Source organism: Acinetobacter sp. (assembly GCF_036659555.1).
GTDB lineage: Bacteria > Pseudomonadota > Gammaproteobacteria > Pseudomonadales > Moraxellaceae > Acinetobacter.
Window position 1 is genome coordinate 1 of sequence record NZ_JAVXCI010000052.1, and the last position, 21,286, is coordinate 21,286.

Below are 21,286 nucleotides of genomic sequence, written 5' to 3' on the forward strand. Positions count from 1 at the left end.
CAAACGTACTATGCCGGAAAAAATGGAAATCAAAAAATTTGATCCAAAAATCCGCCAGCACGTAATCTTCAAAGAAGCTAAAATCAAATAATTTCAGCTTCTTGAAAAAAAACGGCCTCTTCAGGCCGTTTTTTTGCATTTTTTTTACCCGGCTTGCTACACTTTCCTGGCCTTTTGGCACTTTTTGTGCTTATTTTGATTCCCCCCTTAACCTTGGCTTAAGGAGCTGTTAGTGCCCCATGACGTAGAACTCATCATCCTGCTGGCTGCCGGCTTTGGCTTAGCCCTGATTTTCGGCTATGGCGCCGCCCGCCTGCGCCTGCCGCCCCTGATCGGTTATTTAGTTGCAGGCATCATCCTCAGCCCGAATACGCCGGGCATTGTCGGCGACATTCATCTGGCCAATCAGCTGGCCGAACTGGGCGTCATGTTCCTGATGTTTGGCGTCGGCATGCATTTTTCACTCAATGATTTAATGCAGGTGCGGCGCATCGCCTTGCCGGGCGCGGTTCTGCAGATTGCGGTTGCCACCCTGCTGGGCATGGGCGTGTCGATGATGTGGGGCTGGAGCTTTGGCGCTGCGCTGATTTTCGGCCTCAGCCTGTCCTGCGCCAGCACAGTCGTTCTACTGAAAGCGCTCAGCGACCGCGGCCTGCTGGACTCCGTCAACGGCAAAATTGCGGTCGGCTGGCTGCTGGTGGAAGATTTGGTGATGGTCTTGGCTCTGGTGCTGCTGCCCGCCACTGCGGTGCTGCTGGGCGGACAGGCGCTGGAAGGCGCAGGCGGGGATGAAAGCATCTGGCTGACGCTGGGAACAACCCTGCTGAAAGTTGCCGGCTTTATCGCTTTCATGCTGATTATCGGCAAGCGCTTAGTGCCGATGATCATGCAGATTGTGGCGCGCTTAGGCTCGCGCGAACTGTTTACCTTAACGGTTGTGGCGGCTGCGGTTTCAATTGCCTTTGGCGCCTACAAAGTGTTTGGCGTTTCTATGGCTTTGGGCGCGTTCTTTGCTGGCATGGTGGTGAAAGAATCCGACTTCAGCCACCGCGCAGAAGAAGAGACTCTGCCGCTGCGCGAGATTTTCTCAATCCTGTTCTTTGTTGCGGTGGGCATGCTGTTTGACCCGCGCATTCTTGCCGAACAGCCGCTGCATGTCCTGTCGGTCGTGGCCATCATCATGATCGGCAAAACCATCGCAGCCATGGCCTTGGTGCTGTTCTTCCGCTATCCGCTCAATACTGCATTAACAGTCGGCGCAAGCCTGGCGCAAATCGGCGAGTTTTCCTTTATTCTGGCGGCTTTGGGCGTTTCCCTGAACCTGCTGTCGCTGGAAGGGCAAAACCTGATTCTGGCCGGCGCTTTAATCTCCATCACCCTGAACTCTTTTGTCTTTTCCGCCATTGAGCCGATTCAGAACTGGATCCGTGAGCGCTCGAGCCTGGCCCGCCTGCTGGAGCGCAGCGGCGACCCTTTGGCCATGCTGCCGGATGAAGTGCCGCAGGATTACCTGCGCGATCAGGTGGTGATTGTCGGCCACGGTGAAGTCGGCCGGCGCATTGCCCGCAGCCTAATGCAGCAGGACATTAAAGTGGTGATTGCGGAAGAAAACCGTGAAATTGTCGAAAACCTGCGCGGAAAAGGCATTGCTGCCGTGTCCGGCATAGCGACCGAAGCCGGCGTGCTGATTCAGGCGCATATTCAGCATGCGCGCCTGCTGGTGCTGTCTCCTATGGATATTTTAGACATTCATAAAATTGTCGATATCGCCAAAACATTGAATCCGCAGATTCAGGTGCTGGTCTGCGCGGAAAGCAAGGAAGAAGCGGAAGTGATCCGCAGCGAGAACATTGGCGAAGTGTATTTCGCCAAAGAGGAAATGGCGAAGAATATGAGCAATCATATTCTGAATCAAATCCAGATTGCGCATCATGAAGCGCCAACGCATTAACCGCCTGCATTCTGCCCCGCCCTGCGCAAAAAGCCGTGATTGATTCACGGCTTTTTTCATCTGCACGCTTCAATCCGCCAGCGCGGCCAGCAGCCCGGCATTGAATATTCACAGCCTTTGGTTAAAATATGCTTAGACCTGACAACAATATTAAATCCAATCAATACTTTATTTAAAAATTCTTAATAACAAGGCAAAGAAGGAAATCATGCTGCTGATCTATTTGGGCTTCGCCATCATTATCATTGGCGCCATTGGCTTTTTAATCGCCGCATTCAGAAACAGCATTCTATGGGGGCTGGGCTGCCTGCTGTTTTCCCCAATCTCCATCGTGTTTTTAGTCCTGTACTGGCAGCAGGCTAAAAATCCTTTTTTCCTGCAGCTGATTGGCCTAGGCGTGGTCTTTTTAGGCTCAATGACGCTTTCGGCTTAACCCGCAACAAGCATTGAGGCGGAAATAAAAAGCGCGCCCTTTGGCTAATGCTGATCAGTTAAGGAGTTTCGCCGTAAACTTCTTAGCCTTTTGGACTATTCGCGGCGGAGTCTTACCGTTTTTAAATCGAATTTTTGGAGCTCGTTTTGTTCCTTGCGAAACAGTGTTTCTCATTCGCCAAATGAGAAGCGGAGCTTCGCAAGGAAAGCATCTTGCGGCGCAGTGCGCCTCACCGCGAAACCTGTTCACTTTCTGCACTTAAATAGTTTTGTTGCAAAAACAGTCCTTTTCAAAGGCCATACAGGTTGCGGATGACACTTCCGCGTATCAAACAATATTGCAAGTTTAAAAAAGAAAATGCCAGTCAATTTCTTAACTGACTGGCATTACGCCCTTTGGCGCGCTTCCGCTTCAGCACACAGGCCTGCTAACTCATAAACTGCGGCTTTTCATCCACGATTTCGGCCTGCCATTCACTGACCTGCTTTTCCAGCAGGCTGAACAGCGCCGCCTGAACCATATGCTGCGCCACCACAGGGGTCTGGTCGCCCAGCAGGGCTTTCACTTCATCATTAAAATGAATGGTCACCAGAGGCTCTTTTTCCGACCCAGCATTGCGCAATGCCAATTCACCGCCTTCCAGCTGAACCAGTTCCAAAACCGCTTCCTGATTTCCAAATAATTCTTTCAATTGCTCTATAGACATAGTTCCTTCCTCCATGTGCACCATGGTGGCAAAGGCGTGAGCGCTTTGCATTGCTTAGACTATTATATATCGGGATAAAATCGTCAAATTCAAGCGCTGCGCAGCAGCTTAAAATTCAACCATCTCATTGCGGAAGCCGTCAATCAGCTGGGTCAGCGCGCGGTGCCACTCGCGCAGGATTTTGCTATCCGGCAGCCAGGCCTGAGGCGTTTGCGTCACTTTAATAATCAGGTTTGAAGAAGTTTCGTCTTCCGGCTCCGGCGCGCTTGGTTCCGGCGCATACTGGCACATGCGGTAAGCGCGCTTCAGTTCCGCGATAAAGCCCTGCTGCGCCAGCTGCTGCATTACCGCGACTTCAGGCGAGACCTGCCCTTTGGCCGCCATGCTTTCCTCAATTGACTTCAGGGTCGGCGCAGCGTCATTCAGGCGGTAGTAGCGCACCAGTTCCTGCAAAAAGGCCAGAACAGCGCCATGCAAATGAAATACTGCAGATTCACGCAGCGCCTGCGCCTGCTGCACATGATCGGACTGCTCCGCCTGCTGGCAGGCTAGGCGGGCAAAATACAGCTTCTGATTGGTGCGGTCAGCATGAAAACGGGCAACACGGGACATGAATAGATTTCCTAAATTTTGGCTTTTAGTACGCTATTTAGCTTAAACGCAATCATCAGAAAATCACAATGAATATTATGGATGAGCGATTTCAATAAAATAAATCTTCCGTTTGGCCATCACGGCAGCCGGCGGATTGATGGGCCGGACATTGCTGATTTCCCAGGCAAAATAGCCTTCAGCCCAATAGCCCGCGCAAGCCGCCTCGAGTTCATCCTTGCGCCATGGATGTACTGCAAGAATATCGGCTATTGCCACTGCCAATCCCGGCTCTTCATCGCCGTCCTGAGTCAGATAGTTCTGATTTTCGACAATCACAATATCCTTCAAGGGCAGCTGTTCAGGCTGCCAAGAGCGGACTTCCAGTGTTTTGCGGCCTTGCGCAATGCGGGTGCCGCTTGGCGCCACAATAGAGAGGGCAATGTATGGCTGATTCATGGCGTGCATTAAAAATTTTCAGGCCTGCTGCCCTGCAAATTAAATGTGCATAAAAAAAGGAGCAGTGACTGCTCCTTTCCATTATTCCGCCGGCTTGTCTTCAGCCTGCTTTACGCGGATGCCGTGGCCATGCAGGCGCAGGGTGTTCAAGCCCTTAATCGCTTTGACCGCTTCACGGCCATGCGGCATTTCAACAAAGGCAAAGCCTTTGGATTTGCCGGTTGATGCGTCAAGCACCAGCTTGCATGACTCTACCGTGCCGTATGCCTGAAACAATTCAAGCAATTCAGCTTCAGTCACAGTACGTTCCAAACTACGAACTAAAATTTTCATCTTACAACCTTAAAATAGGCAAAATCATCAAAAAGCGCTTGCCTGCCCTGCTTTTTGAACTTCGCAATCAATATACAATTGCTATAGTTTAATCGAGATCGATGCCAAAATCTAAATTAATCGACTGGCGCTCAATCAATGCGCTTTTCACGGTTTGCTCGCGCTGCCGGTAATGGGTTTCTGTTGTGCACAGGCTGCGGGTCAAATCATTTAAAAAATAGCTTTCCACTTTGCGCCCCTGCTCATCCACCGTGCCGCGCGCCCACATATTCAGATTCTGCTTGGTCAAAATCAGTTCATTCTTGGCGCGGGTTAAGGCCACATACAGCACGCGGCGCTCTTCCTCCACTTCATCAAAATCGCCCTGCGCGCGCGCATGCGGATACTGCCCGGCAGAAACATTCGCCACATAGCAGACGTTCTGCTCTGTACCTTTGGCCGAGTGAACGGTGATCAGCGTCACCACATCATCTTCCGACTGGCGTTCAATCTCGCTGATGGATACCGGGTCAAGCACATATTCTTCAAGGAATTCACTGAGCTGTCCATGCTTCGACGCCAGCTGCTTGACCAGCTCAAAATCGCCCTGGCGGCGCTGCCAGTCTTTCTTGTAGTTTTCCGCCAGCTGCGCTTCAATGGCCTGCACCGCAAGGCTGACGCAGGCCTGTACTTCATGGCGGATCTGCGCCATCTGCTTCAGCAGCAGAATCGCCTGCTCCGGCACTTTGCCGAATTTTTCCAGCTTGGCGGCGATTGCATCCATTTCAGGCTCCAGCAGCAGCTGATGCGACAGCTTGCTGGCGCCAGCATCGCCGACGCCATTCCACAGCGTCAGAAAGCGCATCCAGGCAATATCATCCAGCGGATTGGCCGCCACGCGCAGCAGGCTGAGCAGGTCTTTGACGTGCGCGGTTTCCAGCAGCTTCATGCCGCCGATAAAGCGGTACGGCACATTGGCCGCAATGCAGGCCGCTTCAATATGGCGGGCGGCGAAGCTGGAGCGCACCAGCACCATATGCTCATTCCACTTGGCGCCGTCAATGTAATGGCGCTCCTTGATGTCGATGGCAATCCATTTGGCTTCATCAAACTCATTGGGAAATACATGCATTTTCGGCTTCGCGCCTGCGCCGCGGTAAGCCTGCAGATGCTTGTCATATTTGATCGGGCTTTGCTCCAGCAGCCAATTCGACAGGTCTAAAATTTCCTGCGTGGAGCGGTAATTTTTTTCCAGCTTGAAAATCTGCGCATCCTGCACACGGTCTTTAAAGTGGTGGATATTTTCAAAGTCGGCGCCGCGGAAGCCGTAAATTGACTGTGCATCATCGCCCACGCAGAATAAATTCACGCGGTCTTTTAAAGGCTCCAGCAGCGCCCACTGCAAGGGGTTGGTATCCTGCATTTCATCCACCAGCATGTGCCGGCAGATTGAGGCGACATAGTCCGCCAGGCCTTCAGACTGCGCCAGAGCGGAAGCCACCACCGCCAGAATATCGTCATAATCCAGGAAGCTGCGGGCGCGCTTGCGGTTTTCATATTCCTTCATGATCTCCGCAATTGCATCTTTCATGTCCAGAAATTCCGGCAGCTGCTTTTCCAGCGCCAGGCTGAGCTTTTGCCGGGTATTGCGCGCAAAAGAATACAGGTCGCACAGCTCTTTCGGCTTCGGCAGCTGATTGGGGTTTTTCTTGTCGTCTTTGCCGCGGATCAGCCTGAACAGCATCATCTGATCATCGCGGTCAATAATTGAAAACTGCTCCAAGCCAAACGCATTGGGAATGCGGCGCAGCAGGTACATGCAGAAAGTATGAAAGGTCGATGCGCGCAGGCCTTTGGCTTGAGCGCCCAGCGCCAGCTCCACCCGCGCCACAATTTCACTGGCCGCGCGGCGGGTAAAAGTCAAAATCTGAATTTGACTGGCGGGCACGCCCTGATCAATCAGGTAAGCTGCCCGCGCCACGATGGTTTTGGTTTTGCCGCAGCCTGCGCCCGCCAGCACCAGACTGTGCTGGCTTTCTGTGGTGGCGGCTTGTTTTTGCTGAGGATTTAATTCATCAATCAGGCTGGCTAAACTCATCTCTACTCATCATTTTTTGAATGGCGCTAGTTTAGCAGAGCTGACTGCAGAAAACTTGATATGAAGCTTCCCGCAGGCATTCGGGTCGTGACAGGCAGCACGGATGCTGCCACTATAACCAAATCCTAAAGTTTGTATTACGCATAATTGCCTATAAAATATGATTGCACTAGATTTTAGTCGCGTTAACGATTTCGGCAATTAACAATAGCGCTTGCACTGCCTCACTTTTCCTTTAAATGTTTAAACAGCTTTGCGCAGGCAATACCTCACTTTGGAAAGACCCAAAGTGAGCAAAAGTCTTTTGTTGCCCATACACGGCGTCCTTGCCGTGATGGGCAACGTGCGGCATCCATGCCGCACTCGCGTATCCAAAGTTTATTTTACTTATATGCTTTCATTAGGTTTTTATGTGATAGCTATTTGGGTAATTGGCTATATTCAGTAATGCATGGACGCATCACTGGCGAGGGATTTGGTTACGCTGTCCTGTCAAAGCAGCATAGCGCCTGCGCGCAGGCATGCATCGCTCATATTTATTCTGCGGCAGTGCAAATCCATATTTTTAAATTAATCATGACCGGCTAAATCATCAATTAATGCCGCTGCAGCATTTTCCAAATGCATCTCCGCATTGTTCAGCGCATCTTGCAAAGCGCAGCCTGGCGGGTTAATGCCGATAATCCGGGTAAATCCTAAGGCATATAATTCGTCAATGCCTTCGCCAACCAGACCCGCAAAAGCAATCACCGGCTTATGCAGCTGGGCCGCCGCCTGCGCGACAGCAAACGGCGTTTTGCCGAATTTGGTTTGAAAATCTATTTTGCCTTCACCGGTAAAAACATAATCCGCCTGCGCAATTTTCTCAGCAAGCCGGCACTGCTCAATGACCAGCGCTGCGCCCGACTGGATTTTTGCTCCAGCAAAGGCCATCAGGCCAAAACCTAAACCGCCTGCTGCGCCCGCGCCGGCAATATTCCTGCATGAGCGGCCGGCAGCAGCATCTGCAAAATGGCTCAAGTTCTGATCTAGAATTTCCACCATTTTTGCATCTGCGCCCTTTTGCGGGCCAAAGACCGCAGATGCGCCATTGGCGCCGCAAAGCGGATTATTGACATCCGAAGCAATCAGAATTTCTGCGGACTTTAAGCGCGGGTCTAAGGCGCTTAAATCAATGCTCCGGATGCGCCCCAGCTGCCCGCCGCAGCCCTGCACTGCATTTCCGGCAGCGTCATAAAATTTAGCCCCCAGCGCCTGCGCCATGCCTGCGCCGCCGTCATTGGTCACGCTGCCGCCCAAACCCAAAATAATTTTCGACACGCCTAAATCTAAGGCCTGTGCAATCATTTCACCTGTGCCAAATGTTGAGGTCAAAAGTGGATTACGCTGTTCCATTGACAATAAATGAATGCCGTTGGCTTTCGCCATTTCAATCACGGCTGTTTTGCCCTCATCAATCAGGCCGAAATAGGTGTTAATCCGCTGCTGTGGCAAAGGCCCAGTCACTTCGCACTCAGCGCGCCGGCCCTGCAACGCCGCAATCAAAGCATCGACCGTGCCCTCGCCGCCGTCCGCCATCGGCACATGAATGCACTCGGCATCCGGCATAGCCCGTAAAATACCGCGCTGCATGGCCATACAGGCCTGCTCAGCGCTCATGCTTTCTTTAAACGAGTCTGGCGCTAAAACAAAAATTTTCGTCATCGGCTTCTGCCTTTCCTTGCTGCGCAGCTTTAAGCATCCGCCGAACTTTTCGGCACTTCGCGCTTAATATAGAACGCCAAGGTCAAATAGTTAATGCCCTGAAATAAGATATCCACCGCCAGAAACAGGCCCAGCACCCAGAACGGCGCATCCGGCGACATTAAAATCATCACCCCGGCAGCCAAAGTCAGCAGCCCGGAAAACAGCGTCCAGCCCCAGCCCTGAAAGGCGCGGAACAGAAGCGCGCTGAAAATGCGGATCAGTCCGGCAATGATCAGGATAACGGCTAAGATGCCGGTCAGCACCACCGCGGTTTTCACCGGCGCGGTAAACGCATAATAGCCCGCGGCGATATACAGCAGCCCGAACAGCGCCCAAAGCCAGCGGAAGCCGCCGTCAAATATTTTAAAGGCGGCGATGAAGTGCAGCGCCCCGCCCAGCATCATCAGCCCGCCAAACATAAACACTACGGATAAGGTGGCGAACGGCAAGGCAGCCAGCAGCAGCAGGCCAAAAGCGCTCAGCAGCGCGCCTAAGCCCAAATACCATTTCCGGTTCTCATGCAATTGATGGCGGACCAAATCATTTCCTACTGTTTTCATGTTTTTTCTCAAGTGTCATATAGGCATGGCTTATTTTTAGCATGATCCGCCGCCCAGCTAAAGCCTAAATTCATTCACAGGATCCATTCCGCTGCGGATAAGTTTTGAATTATCCGCACAGCAGCGCCCTTAAATTACTTGATCCAGCCCAGCTCTCTGGCGGTCAGCTCATTGATTAAAGTCTGTTCCAAATGCTTCGGCATTTTGCTTTTAGCTGCAGACAACGGAATGTGCCCGGCCATCAGCTCAGCCTTGGCTTGCGGAAATAAAGGCTGCTGATTGGGAAATGCATAGCCGACGGGATAAAGCGGCTGGCCAGTGGCAAGATCATACTTATCGCTGGCGCCGAAAGCATGCAGCAGTTCATGCACCAGCACAATTTTGTTTTGCGCAGCCTGCTTTTTGGAGGCGAATAAATTCACCGAACCGATGCGGCCATTCTCCAGCGCAGTAGAATGCTTCAGCTCTCTGCTGCTTTGCGGGTCATAATAATTCAGGAACAGCGTCACGCTGGGCGCGCCGTCCGCGCTTTGACGCTGGCGCCATGCATAGAAGCGGAATTTCAAGCTCCATACAATCACCTGCAGCATATTGGCCTGTTCAGGCACTTTAGGCGGAGGCTGCTGCAGTTCACGGCCCATATTGAAATAAAAATAGCTAGGCTGGCCGCGGTACTGCTGCGCAAAGGCCTGCAAATACTGCTGCGCGCCCTGCAGATCCTGCGCGGTCAGCTGCTGAATATACTGCTGCGTCGCAGGCAAGCCATCCGCATTAATAGGATGCAGCAGCACAAAAACCGGCTTGCTCCAATCCTGATTTTTATCTTTCCATGCATTGACCGCGACAATCAGCAAAATCATCAGCAGGCACAGAATCCGTATTTTTTTCCACATACCCTATCCAGCAAGCACTAGGCTCAAATCAATTTATATTTATTTTCAGCAAATCAGACGGCCGCCTTTTCACAAAATTATCCCAAAGGTATTGATAAAGTAAGCGCTGGCCGCCAAATTCCGCCCTTTCCACCGCTTCTTCCAAACTGAACCAGCCGTATTCTGTATGCTCATCATTTAAAGCAACGGCTTGATCTTCAGCGCAGTAAACCGCAAACACAGGTATCAGCTCAATCACATTGGCGCTGGCTTCATAGAACTGCTCCAGATAATCCGCGCTGTACAGCTGCTTCACCTGAATGCCGGTTTCTTCACGAATTTCGCGGACTATCGCTTGGCTTGCTGTTTCCGCCTGCTCTATTTTGCCGGCAATATGGCTCCAAAACTGGCCTTTCACCCGCTTCATCAGCAATATTTTTGTCTGCCCTTCGGCCTCTGAAAGCAGTACGGCGGAAACAATAATTGAACGGATCGGAATCATCAGCTGTCTGCATCCAAGTAAAGAAAGATGCCGCAATCATATAAAAAATGCCGGCTTCCGCCAGCATTTTCTCAGTTTATTTTCTACAAATCAAAGCTTAAGCTTCAACCCATTTGCCGTCCTGATACACCATCGACCACTTGGTCTGCTTGCCTTCCGCATTTTCAGAACCAACATACTGCGCCTGATTCTTGCGGCTGAATTTCACCAAAGTTGGGTTGCCTTCAGGGTCAGCATCCGGCGCCTGCAGGATAAACTGATATTTCGGATCCAGCTGATCCGCCACAGTGCGCAGTTCAGCGACTTTCGGCGCACGGGTTTCACGGATTTTCGGGAACTTGCTGGCAGCCAGGAACAAGCCGGCAGCGCCGTCACGCAGCACAAAAAAGTCATCATGCTTGGCCGAGCGCAGATGCTCCATTTTAATCGGGTCTACCCGCGGCGGCGCCGGCTGGCCGCTCTTCAAGACTTTGCGGGTATTGTCGCAGCTGGTGCAGGCGAAGTAAGGGCCAAAACGACCGGTTTTCAGCTGCATTTCGCCATCGCATTTATCGCATGGAATAGTCGGGCCGTCATAGCCTTTGATTTTGAACTCGCCTTCTTCCAGTTCAAAGCCGCTGCAGTCAGGATTGTTGCCGCAGATATGCAGCTTGCGCCCGCCGTCAATCACGTAGCTGTCCATTGCCGTGCCGCAAACCGGGCAGCGCTTTTTCGACATCAGGTCAGCGGTTTCCACGCTGTCATCATCCGAAAACGCAGCCAAAGATTCGACCGGGGTTAAATTCAAGGTGCCTTTGCAGCGCTCTTTCGGCGGCAGGTTATAGCCTGAACAGCCGAGGAATACGCCGGTTGTGCCGGTGCGGATCTGCATCGGGCGGTCACATTCCTTGCAGTGCACCGCAGCAACCTCTACAGGCAGGTTGCGGCGCATGCCGCTTTCGCCCTGCGCCGTGGTTAAGCGCTTTTTGAAATCGCCGTAGAAATTGTCCAGCAGCTCTTTCCAGTTGCGTTCGCCGTCCGCGACTTTATCCAGCTGGCCTTCAAGGTCTGCGGTAAAGTCATAGTTCATCAGGTTATTGAAGCTTTCATCAAGGCGGTCTGTGACGATTTCGCCCATCTTTTCCGCATACAGGCGGCGGTTTTCCAGCTTCACATAACCGCGGTCCTGAATGGTGGAAATAATGGCAGCGTAAGTCGAAGGGCGGCCAATGCCTTTTTTCTCAAGCTCTTTCACCAGTGACGCTTCAGTAAAGCGCGCGGGCGGCTTGGTAAAGTGCTGCGACGGCTCCAGCTTCTCAAGCTTTAAGATTTCGCCGACTTTGACCGCCGGCAGCAGCACATCGTCATCTGATTTGTTCTGGCCGCGCACTTTGGTGAAGCCGTCAAAGACCAGGGTGCGGCCCTTGGCTTTCAGCTCTACGCCATTGGCATCGACTAAAATCGTTGAGGATAAATATTCCGCCGGCGTCATCTGGCAGGCCGTAAACTGGCGCCAGATCAAGTCATATAAACGCTGCGCATCGCGCTCCACGCCGGCTAGGCTGTCGCCTTTCAGGCTGACATTGGATGGGCGGATCGCTTCATGCGCTTCCTGCGCGCCGGCCTTATTGCCGTAGCGGTTCGGCTTGGCAGGCAGGTACTTTCCGCCGAATTCGGTTTCAATATGCTGGCGCACCATCGCCACCGCATCATCGCTCAGGAAGGTTGAGTCGGTACGCATATAGGTGATGAAGCCAGCTTCATACAGGCGCTGCGCCAGCATCATGGTTTTCTTCACCGAGAAGCCCAAGCGGGTGCTGGCTGCCTGCTGCAGCGTTGAGGTGATATACGGCGCGCTTGGATTAACCTTGGTCGGCTTATCTTCGCGCACCGACACTTTATATTCAGCATCTTTAATCAGATTCAATAAAGCGTCGGTTTCCGCCTTATTGCGCAGCTTGAGGGCCTTGCCCGCCTGCTTGACCGCTTCTAAACGGATGTCATCTTTTTTAGACTTGGTATCTGCAAAGACTTGCCAGTATTCTTCCGGGATGAAGGCGCGGATATCGCGCTCGCGCTCCACCACCAGCTTGACCGCAACGGACTGCACGCGGCCTGCCGATAAACCGCGGGCAATTTTTTCCCACAGCAAAGGCGAAATCATAAAGCCGACAACACGGTCCAGAAAGCGGCGCGCCTGCTGCGCATTGACTTTATTGGTATCCAGGCGTGACGGATGCTTAAACGCTTCCTGAATGGCATTTTTGGTAATTTCGTTGAACACCACGCGCTGATAGCGTGAATCATCGCCGCCAATCACTTCTTTTAAATGCCAGGCAATCGCTTCCCCTTCACGGTCCATATCCGTTGCGAGGTAGACTTCATCGACCTGCGATGCCAGTTTTTTCAGTTCTGCAACGACGTTTTCTTTGCCCGGAAGCACTTCATACTGCGCTTGCCAGCCATGTTCAGGGTCAACGCCCATGCGGTTCACTAAAGCGGACTGGGATTTTTCAGCCTTCTGCGCTTCAGTCAACTTAGCGCGGGCGGCAGGCTTTTTTTCTGCAGTTTTAGACGAACCGCCTGTGGGCAAATCGCGGACATGGCCGACCGACGACTTTACAATGTAGTCTGAACCCAGATATTTGTTGATTGTTTTCGCTTTTGCAGGCGACTCCACAATCACTAAGGCACGTTTTTTCCCAGCATCAGAAGATTTTGCTGCCGCGCTTTTGGATGTGGACCGAGGAGCGTTCGCCATAATTAACCGTTAATCCTGTTTTTTAATGGGTATAAAATTAAAGTTTAGCCAAAGAATGCAAGCAGGCTTTGATCTCTTCCAACTGAGCAGCTCTTAAATCAGATTCTTCGTCCCAATAGAGTCCTACACAGTTTGCCTGCATATCAATAGCATAAATGCCCTTTAATGCAATGGGAAAATCTTTAAACTTGTCATCGCCATGTACAAGCTCTAATTTCTGATCGGCCACGCGGGCGCGCATTAAAGGCAGGCGGGCATCTGGAAGCAGCACGCTGTAGTAGGCCACCATACTGGCGCGCTTTTCAGAGGCCATCGGTATTTTTGTCCAGTCTGGCGCAGCCACTAAGCGCGGATGCAGCCCCATCTTGCGGGCTTTTTCACGCATGAGTCCCAGCGCTTTTTCTCTTGGGCTGACGCGCAGTCCCAAAATAGAGCCCAGCACAAATACAATAATGACGACTGCAACCCAAATTCCAGTATTTTCCATAGTCCAACCTTTATGTTCCTTTATTAGAGTTGCATAAGCGCAATATAAAAGGCAAGCACCGCTCATGAATTTCATGAGGCATTAATCTGATTTTTCGTTTGCCGGCAGAAAGCTATGACGCAATTTCAGTATTAGGCTGATCAATCATCGCATTTGGAATAACCGCAGTATTCAGGCAGCTTTCATCTAAGTCCGACCATGCTTCAATCAGCTGATCATTGTAACTAATCTTAGTATTATCTTGATTCATAATATTATGCTTCTGCAAAATATGAATAAAGTCCTGAGCCGCCTGCTGATTATCCAACCTCAATACAGACTGAATAGAGTTAATTAAACTGCTGAGCTTTGCCGGCTTATTTTGCATAATTTTCGCCAAGTAATTGCAATACATTTTCAAGCGCTGCAAATGAGGCTTATTTTGAATTTCGTCAATTGCCGGCAAATTAACCGCAAGACTTTTTACGGCTGATTTTTCCTGCGCTTTTAATGCTTCTTTCATGCGCGTCAGTTCATAACTCACATTTTGATTTTGGATTTGAATAAATTGATATTTTTTTAATAATTCAATTGTCTGCTTTATATTTTCTCCACTGCCCTTCATCCAAGACTTTAAGGCATTATTCAGTGAATTGAATTGCTTGGGCTGATTTTTTACCAATAGGTTTATCGCAGTGAATAGGCTTTTAAATTCCGCTTTATTCGGATCAATATTCTGCAGCGCCTGCTTTAGATCCTTAATTTGAACATTGCTGTCTTTTTTAATTTGACTTGCTTTGAAACCCATAATTTTAAGCAAGTCAACAATATATTCAAACTTCTTATCATTTGACATTACATCAAACTCAGTATTTGACTTGTCCATTTGGATAGACAATTGGCCTGCTACAAAAGACAAGCCGAAGTCTGCAGCATCTGGCCCTGTTTTTGGCATTTTAATTAGAACAAGGCGCTTTTTTGCTACATGCTCTGACAAGTTTTGCAGGCCATCTAAACTTAGCGTAATTGGAGACTTTGCATAGACCAAATAAACCAAAGCATATGAATTGAGCAGCTGTAAAAGCTCTATTTCAGTTTTAGGTAAATTTTCAATATCCAACAGCAAAACTTTTTTCATATCCCCTCATCATTTTTTTCTAATTTAAAAACATTTCATGGCTGTACAGCACTTCATGGCCATTCCAGTAAATATAGCCTTTATCAATCAGCTCTTTCAGCAGCAGCCGGATGTCAGATTTCGGGAACAGCTGTTCCAGCAAGTCGCGCAAAGCATAAATGTCTTTAGGCTTTTCCTGCTTTAATTCATTAAGCTTTTTAATCACTTGCAATTGAACCGGGTCAATCTGATGAAAATCGGCATACAGGCCCTGCTGCGCATTCAGCTGCGCTAAAGCATCCTGCATATTTTGCGGCAAAGGCGCAGCGTCCTCATCCAGACACAACTGCGCCCACTGTTTCAGCACTTTTTTGCGGAAATTCACCTGATCATCGCAGCGCTTCACAATTTTCAAATTGATCAGCATGCCGACCACATGCTGCGCTTTTTCAGGCGCCAGATGCAGGATATTCGCCACTGAATTCTTCAGCGATTCAACGCTATGCGGCTTGCCTGCCATCTTCGCCAGCGCATCACAGTATTTCTTCACCATCAGCAGGTAAGGCGCGGCTTTAATCTTTTCCAGACTGGGAATTTTATACTTCGGCCGGCAGGCTTCCGCCTCAGGCTGAATCTGTATCAGGCTGCAGCTGATGCCGGAGCCCCGCATCAAGTCCAGCAGCATTTCACAGCCGGGCATGGCTGAAATAACTTCCACATGCGCGCCTGCTTCCAGCAGCGCCATCAGCTGCCCCGCCACGACAGCGTATTCAAACTCTTTCTGCTCGGTCTCCGGCGTATCTAAAATCACCACCTGCCCGCTGCTGATCCAGCCGGAAAGTTCCGTTAAATCTTCCAGCGAATATTCAAAACGGCCTTGGCAGTTAAACAGATACAGCGCAGGATAGTGTCCGACGATATCCCGCAGCAATTGCGCTGTAGGCATATTATTTTCAAGATCAAGCAGTACGGCTTTGGCAGTCATAAATTCTGGTATTCGGCAGGTCAGCGGGATGCTGTGCATTACAGCGGGAACAGGGCGAAAGGTCAATATGGAAAAGGGCTTTCAGCGCATTGCTGTCCCGCAGCTGCGTTAAATCAGCTTCGGATATGCGGGGTACGGCAGGGATGCTGCGCGCTGCCCATCCCTTGCGCTGCATTTTAAAGCCGCGCTTAAAACAGGCTCAGGATGCCATGCATGGACAGCAAAAGGCTTTGGCCCTGTTTGTATAAACAGCTGGCCTTTCTAAAGCAGGGCCTTGCCTGCGCAAAGGCATTTAAACCTTAAATGCCAGATGCGGCAGTGCAGGCGCTGAAACCCAAGAGCACATAAACTGTCCGTCTTTGCAGCTTAGGCGTTTACTGCAGGGCAAGCGCGCACAGAAAACCTCAACCCGGCCGGCGCCAAAGCGGGAAAAGCATTAATAATGCGGCGGGCGGTTGGTCAGCGGGTCAAACTCGGCAATGCCTTCAGATAAATCGGACGCATCCACGCGGCGGTACAGCAGCTGCATTTGCTTCTTTAAATCAGTAATTTCCGTGTTTTGCAGCGCAACCTGATCATTCAGCTGCTCAACTAATTCATCTAAAAATGCAATTCGCACTTGCAAATCTTCAATGAGTGCGGACAATGACCCCTGATCATCAATATTTTGCTGTTTAGTCACTTTAAGTCCTCATTTAAGATTTTTCTGGAAACATTATGGCCTACATTACCTTAAGGGATGTCCAACTCGCGTTTGGCGGACCTTCCCTGCTCGACGGCGCGAATTTCAACTTAGAACGCGGTGAACGGGTATGTTTGATTGGCCGCAATGGTGAAGGCAAGTCTACTTTACTTAAACTGATCGAGGGAAGCCTCTTGCCGGATTCCGGCGAAGTATCGCTGCAGAACGGCATCACTATTTCCATGCTGGCGCAGGATGTGCCGATGGATTCGGGCAAAGTCGCTGACATCGTGGCTGACGGTGCAGGCGAGGCGGCTGAGGTTCTCAGAGCCTATCATGAAGCCAGCGACGCTTGCGTACTGGGCGATATGGAAGCCTGCGACCGCATGGGCAACCTGCAGCATAAAATGGACTTGCTGGATGGCTGGGCGCTGGAAACCAAAGTCAACTCGATTCTCAGCAAAATGGGCTTAGACCCGGATGCAGATTTGGCGGATTTATCCGGCGGGCGCAAGCGCCGCGTGCTTTTGGCGCGCGCGCTGCTGACGCAGCCAGACGTGCTGCTGCTGGACGAACCGACCAACCACTTGGACGTTGAAAGCATTGAATGGCTGGAAAAATTCCTGCTCGATCAAAATAATTTAACCTTATTATTTATTTCGCATGACCGTTCATTTGTTGACAGTATTGCGACCCGCATTGTAGAGCTGGACCGCGGCACCCTGCGCAGCTACGAAGGCAACTACTCACGCTACCTTGAACTGAAAGCGATGCAGATGGAAGCGGAAGAAAAGCAGAATGCGCTGTTCGATAAGCGCTTGGCTGAAGAAGAAGTGTGGATTCGCCAAGGCATTAAAGCCCGCCGCACCCGCAACGAAGGCCGTGTCCGCGCCCTCAAAGAATTGCGCGAACAATCTAAAGCGCGCCGTTCACAGCAGGGCAAAGTCAGCATGGCAACGCAAGATGCCAACCGTTCAGGCAAATTGGTCTTCGATATTGAACATCTCAGTGTGGCGTTTGGCAATCAGGAACCCATTATCAAAGACTTCTCTGCATTGGTGCTGCGCGGCGACCGCATTGGCCTCGTCGGTGACAACGGTGTCGGCAAAACCACGCTCATCAAAGCCATTTTAGGCGAGATTGAGCATGGCGGATCAGTCAAAACCGGCACGCAGCTTGAAGTGGCGTATTTTGACCAGCTGCGCAATGCGCTGGATCTGGAAAAATCAGTAAAAGACAACGTGTCTGAAGGTTCAGATTTTGTCGATGTAAATGGCGGCCGCCGCCACATCTACAGCTATCTGCAGGACTTCCTGTTCTCGCCGGAACGCGCGCGCACCCCGGTAAAAGCGCTGTCGGGCGGTGAACGCAACCGCATCCTGCTGGCCAAACTGCTGCTGAAGCCGTCCAACCTGATTGTGATGGACGAGCCAACCAATGACCTGGATATGGTGACTTTAGAGCTGCTGGAAGAAATGCTCGGCGGCTACAAAGGCACCTTGCTGCTGATCTCGCATGACCGCGCTTTTATGGACAACGTGGTGACATCGACTTGGGTGTTTGACGGCAAAGGCAACATTGACGAATACATTGGCGGCTATCAGGATTATCTGGAGCAGCGTCCAGATCAAACTGCTGTCGATCAGAAAAGCGATGTGAAAAAAGCCTTGGCTAAAGCTGAAGCTGCGTCTGCCGCCGCAGCACCGAAAAAAGTCAAGCTCAGCTATAAGGATCAGCGCGCTTTAGAGCAGCTGCCTGCTGAAATGGAAGCGCTGGAAAAAGAACAGGCAGACATTAATGCGCAGCTGGCCGATGGCTCCCTATTCATTTCTGATGCGAATAAAGCCATGAAGCTTTCCAGCCGCTTAACTGAAATTGATGAGCTGCTGCTGGAAAAACTGGAGCGCTGGGAAGAACTGGAAAACCTGACTAAAGGCTAAGCACCCCTGCCAATTAAATGCCGTATTCCGATACGGCATTTTTTATGCCTGCGCTGCAGCGGGGCAAAACCGGATTTCCAGCGGCGGCCTGCAAAAGCTGAATCTGCGGTGGCGTTACCAGCATCATACAGATACAGGCCGGACTTTCTCTTTTAATTCAGCTTCATGCTAAACTGAGCGCTATTTTTCAGTATTTGATTTAGCCCTTATGAGTCAAAAGCCAGATTATCAGCCCGGTGTATTTCAATGGTCATTTTTGCTGCCGCAGTACTGGGGCATTTGGATTGGCATTGCATTTCTGATGATCCTGGCGGTTTTGCCATGGGCTGTTCAGCGCCGCCTTGCCGTGTTTTTAGGCAATACGGCATTTAAGTATTTAAAATCCCGGCGCAAAACCGCCGTGCGCAATCTGGAAGTCTGCTTTCCCGAATGGCCGGCAGCGCAGGTGCAGGACAATGCGCGCCAGGTTTTTACCGATCAGATGATCGGCATTTTTGAAACCCTGAATGCATGGTACTGCCCGCAGTGGTTTAACGGCCGCGTCAGCATTCAAGGGCTGGAGCATCTGCAAAAGGCGCAGGCCGGCGGCGCAGGCGTGCTGCTGCTCGGCACGCATTCCACGCTGCTGGATGCCGGCGGCTATCTCTGCTCCCGCTATTTCCCGATGGGCGCAGTCTACCGCCCGCAGAACAACCGGCTGCTGGACATGCTGGTTTACCGCTGCCGCGGCGCCAGTTACAGCTGCCAGATTGACCATGACGACATGCGCGGCCTGATCCGCCAGCTGAAAAACGGCCAAGCCATCTGGTACAGCCCGGATCAGGACTTTGGCCTGAAGCAGGGCGTGATGGCGCCGTTTTTTGGCGTGCCGGCAGCCACCGTCACCGCGCACCGGCGCCTGATGAAACTTTCCAAAGCCTCTGCAGTGCCGCTGTATTTTTACCGCAGCGGCGACATCCGCGACCCGCGCTACCATGTGCTGCTTGAGCCGGCTTTGGACAACTTCCCCAGCGAAGATGAAGCCGCCGATGCGCTTCGGGTCAATAAAATTATTGAAAATCAGCTGCGGATTGCCCCGACGCAGTACATGTGGTTTCACCGGCGCTTTAAAACCCGCCCTGAAGGCTATGAAGAAATTTATTAAGCCCTGCCCGCCAGAACAAAAGAGAGAATTGCAATGAAAATCATGCAGCTTTTACCCGAACTGAACAGCGGCGGCGTAGAGCGCGGAACGCTGGAAATTGCCCGCGCGCTGATTGCCCATGGCGATGAATCGCTGGTGGTGTCGAATGGCGGGCGCCTGGTGGCGCAGCTGGAAGCGGAAGGCTCAACGCATTTGACTCTGCCGGTGCATAAAAAATCGCTGTCCAGCCTGCGGCAGATCCGCCCGCTCCGAAAGCTGATTCAGCAGCACCGGCCGGATATTGTGCATGTGCGCTCGCGGGTGCCGGCATGGCTGGCGCATTTTGCGCTGCGGGGCATTCCGGCAGGCCAGCGCCCGCATCTGATCAGCACGGTGCATGGCTTTTATTCCATTAACCGCTACAGCCAGATCATGACGCAGGCGGAAAAAGTCATTGCGGTGTCGGACAGCGTGGTGAAATACATCACCGACCATTATAAAAACTGCCCGCCGCAGGATATCGTGCGCATTTACCGCGGCATTGACCCGCAGGCCTTTCCGCACGGCTATCAGCCTTCGGCGCAATGGCTGAATCAAACCTTTAAAGACTTTCCTGAACTGGAAAATAAGTTTCTGCTGTGCCTGCCGGGCCGCATCACCCGCCTCAAGGGCCATGAAACCCTGATTGCGCTGGTGCAGCAGCTGCATCAGCAGTATCCGCAGCTGCATGCGGTCGTGGTCGGCGGCGCAGATCCAAAAAAAGCCGCCTATTTAAAAGAGATGCAGAACAGCATTCAAGCCAAAGGCCTGAGTGAAAAAATCACTTTTGCCGGCCACCGTTCAGATATCCGGGAATGGCTGGCGTTCAGCGATGCCGTGCTGTCGCTGTCCAATCAGGCGGAAACTTTCGGCCGCACGGCTCTGGAGGCGCTGTCTGTCGGCACGCCGGTGATCGGCTGGAACCGCGGCGGCGTGGCGGAAATTCTATCCAAGATCTATCCGCAGGGCTTAATTGATGCTGATGATCAAACTGCATTATTAAATGCCGTGAAAAAGCATATTGATGAGCGGCAGCAGGTTGCGCCTGTCACGATGTTCAGCCTGAAAGATATGTGCGGTCAGACCCTGAGCTTATATCAGCAGGTTATACAGAAATAGCGGCCGCTGCAGGATCTTGCTGTGTTGCGCGCAGAACTGCGGCTTTATGCTGTGAAGCGTCACAGCAGGTCAGGCCTGAGTTTTTCAACTTTCTACAGCTGAATTAAAGCCCAGCCCGGATTCTGCATCCTGCAAAATCCGGGCCGATGAGGTTTGTGCTTTCACAAGTCTTATTATTCTTTTCGGTGGCTTTCCTTCGCCGCATCATATCCATGATGATTCCTGCCGGCGCCGTCTTCCTTAGTGGGATATTCCGTTCCCTGCTCCATGCGCCGATGAAGCTAGGATAGGCGGTTTCCTCAAGCCTGGCTATGCGCCATCAGCCGAAATTGCTGTAAGCCATTTCTTACACTTTTCCCTTGAATCTGCATGGATCTGCAGCATTTTGCTGCCATGCTTATCTTCATCCGCAGCTATTTCCACTTTTTGCTGCAGCGCTGGCTATGCTTCATCTGCTGCAAAGCAAGACCAGCGAAGCGGAACATGATCCAGCGCCATAAAGGCAAGAAAAACAATAATTAAAAGCTGCATGCGCGGAAAATCCGCCCCGGGGAACCGCTGCGCAAAGCGCGCTGTCAAAGACTGAAATATCAGCCAGATGGCGCTGCTGGCCAAAGCTTCAGCCCAGATCACTTTATATTCCCTGCCTTATATTCTTAATTTTTTATTGATTCATAAATTTATATCAATTTTGCATGTAACATAAACAAGATATATTGCACAATATAAATGCTGTTTTCATTCTGCAGCGCTTGCAGTTATGCGCTCTTTTGATACACTCGAACCCCCTTTTTATTTTTTAACGCACCGAGGCAAAGTGACATGAAAGTAGGTCTGGTCGGTTG

At 51.3% G+C, this 21,286-nt stretch carries 20 protein-coding genes; 6 read left to right on the forward strand and 14 right to left on the reverse strand.

The features are described from left to right. From rpmG to RSA72_RS08560, 3 genes are all read left to right on the forward strand, one after another. The coding region (rpmG, locus tag RSA72_RS08550; RefSeq protein ID WP_332624679.1) for a 50S ribosomal protein L33 at positions 1-91 on the forward strand (91 nt) is incomplete at its 5' end. A 141-nt stretch (positions 92-232) separates the two neighbouring features. Then, complete coding sequence (locus RSA72_RS08555) at positions 233-1,951, forward strand: cation:proton antiporter (protein ID WP_332624677.1); 1,719 nt, start codon at positions 233-235, stop codon at positions 1,949-1,951. A 208-nt stretch (positions 1,952-2,159) separates the two neighbouring features. Beyond that, positions 2,160-2,384 carry a hypothetical protein gene (locus RSA72_RS08560; protein WP_332624678.1) on the forward strand — a complete coding sequence of 75 codons (225 nt, stop codon included), beginning with the start codon at positions 2,160-2,162 and terminating at the stop codon, positions 2,382-2,384. Positions 2,385-2,811: 427 nt separating this feature from the next. On the opposite strand, the gene RSA72_RS08565 is transcribed toward RSA72_RS08560, so the two are convergent. From RSA72_RS08565 to RSA72_RS08630, 14 genes are all read right to left on the reverse strand, one after another. Beyond that, positions 2,812-3,090 (reverse strand): hypothetical protein, encoded by a 279-nt coding sequence (locus RSA72_RS08565; protein ID WP_068909256.1) that lies wholly within the window; start codon positions 3,088-3,090, stop codon positions 2,812-2,814. A gap of 108 nt (positions 3,091-3,198) precedes the next feature. Further along, the gene (locus RSA72_RS08570) at positions 3,199-3,702 is read right to left on the reverse strand and encodes a DUF6586 family protein (RefSeq protein WP_332622099.1); all 504 of its coding nucleotides are present in this window, start codon (positions 3,700-3,702) and stop codon (positions 3,199-3,201) included. A 75-nt stretch (positions 3,703-3,777) separates the two neighbouring features. After that, a complete protein-coding gene (locus RSA72_RS08575) occupies positions 3,778-4,140 on the reverse strand; it encodes an ASCH domain-containing protein (RefSeq protein WP_332622100.1) in 363 nt (120 codons plus the stop codon). Between the two features lie 81 nt (positions 4,141-4,221). Further along, positions 4,222-4,473, reverse strand: a complete 252-nt coding sequence (locus RSA72_RS08580; RefSeq protein WP_332622101.1) for an RNA recognition motif domain-containing protein — start codon at positions 4,471-4,473, stop codon at positions 4,222-4,224. Between the two features lie 88 nt (positions 4,474-4,561). Then, the gene (locus tag RSA72_RS08585) at positions 4,562-6,550 is read right to left on the reverse strand and encodes an ATP-dependent helicase (RefSeq protein ID WP_332622102.1); all 1,989 of its coding nucleotides are present in this window, start codon (positions 6,548-6,550) and stop codon (positions 4,562-4,564) included. A 570-nt stretch (positions 6,551-7,120) separates the two neighbouring features. Next, positions 7,121-8,254, reverse strand: a complete 1,134-nt coding sequence (locus RSA72_RS08590; protein WP_332622104.1) for a glycerate kinase — start codon at positions 8,252-8,254, stop codon at positions 7,121-7,123. A 29-nt stretch (positions 8,255-8,283) separates the two neighbouring features. Further along, complete coding sequence (locus RSA72_RS08595; RefSeq protein WP_332622106.1) at positions 8,284-8,856, reverse strand: HdeD family acid-resistance protein; 573 nt, start codon at positions 8,854-8,856, stop codon at positions 8,284-8,286. A gap of 134 nt (positions 8,857-8,990) precedes the next feature. Continuing rightward, positions 8,991-9,749, reverse strand: coding sequence for a hypothetical protein (locus RSA72_RS08600; protein ID WP_332622107.1), 759 nt, complete (start codon positions 9,747-9,749; stop codon positions 8,991-8,993). 28 nt (positions 9,750-9,777) lie between these two features. After that, positions 9,778-10,230: an NUDIX hydrolase gene (locus RSA72_RS08605; protein WP_332622108.1), complete on the reverse strand. Its 453-nt coding sequence runs from the start codon at positions 10,228-10,230 to the stop codon at positions 9,778-9,780. A gap of 97 nt (positions 10,231-10,327) precedes the next feature. Beyond that, positions 10,328-12,970, reverse strand: coding sequence for a type I DNA topoisomerase (gene topA / locus RSA72_RS08610; protein WP_332622109.1), 2,643 nt, complete (start codon positions 12,968-12,970; stop codon positions 10,328-10,330). 37 nt (positions 12,971-13,007) lie between these two features. Next, positions 13,008-13,457 carry an ammonium transporter gene (locus RSA72_RS08615; protein WP_332622111.1) on the reverse strand — a complete coding sequence of 150 codons (450 nt, stop codon included), beginning with the start codon at positions 13,455-13,457 and terminating at the stop codon, positions 13,008-13,010. 112 nt (positions 13,458-13,569) lie between these two features. Then, a complete protein-coding gene (locus RSA72_RS08620) occupies positions 13,570-14,574 on the reverse strand; it encodes a PIN domain-containing protein (RefSeq protein ID WP_332622112.1) in 1,005 nt (334 codons plus the stop codon). Positions 14,575-14,593: 19 nt separating this feature from the next. Then, positions 14,594-15,538, reverse strand: coding sequence for a hypothetical protein (locus RSA72_RS08625; protein ID WP_332622113.1), 945 nt, complete (start codon positions 15,536-15,538; stop codon positions 14,594-14,596). A 436-nt stretch (positions 15,539-15,974) separates the two neighbouring features. After that, complete coding sequence (locus RSA72_RS08630; RefSeq protein ID WP_332622114.1) at positions 15,975-16,220, reverse strand: SlyX family protein; 246 nt, start codon at positions 16,218-16,220, stop codon at positions 15,975-15,977. Positions 16,221-16,255: 35 nt separating this feature from the next. Between RSA72_RS08630 and RSA72_RS08635 the strand changes: the two genes are divergently transcribed. The 3 genes from RSA72_RS08635 to RSA72_RS08645 all read left to right on the forward strand — a co-directional run bounded on the left by RSA72_RS08635 (position 16,256) and on the right by RSA72_RS08645 (position 20,441). Beyond that, the gene (locus RSA72_RS08635; protein ID WP_332622115.1) at positions 16,256-18,160 is read left to right on the forward strand and encodes an ATP-binding cassette domain-containing protein; all 1,905 of its coding nucleotides are present in this window, start codon (positions 16,256-16,258) and stop codon (positions 18,158-18,160) included. A gap of 208 nt (positions 18,161-18,368) precedes the next feature. Further along, on the forward strand, positions 18,369-19,304 hold the full coding sequence (locus RSA72_RS08640) for an LpxL/LpxP family acyltransferase (RefSeq protein WP_332622116.1): 936 nt from the start codon (positions 18,369-18,371) through the stop codon (positions 19,302-19,304). A gap of 33 nt (positions 19,305-19,337) precedes the next feature. Next, complete coding sequence (locus RSA72_RS08645; RefSeq protein WP_332622118.1) at positions 19,338-20,441, forward strand: glycosyltransferase family 4 protein; 1,104 nt, start codon at positions 19,338-19,340, stop codon at positions 20,439-20,441. Positions 20,442-21,286 lie beyond the last annotated feature (845 nt).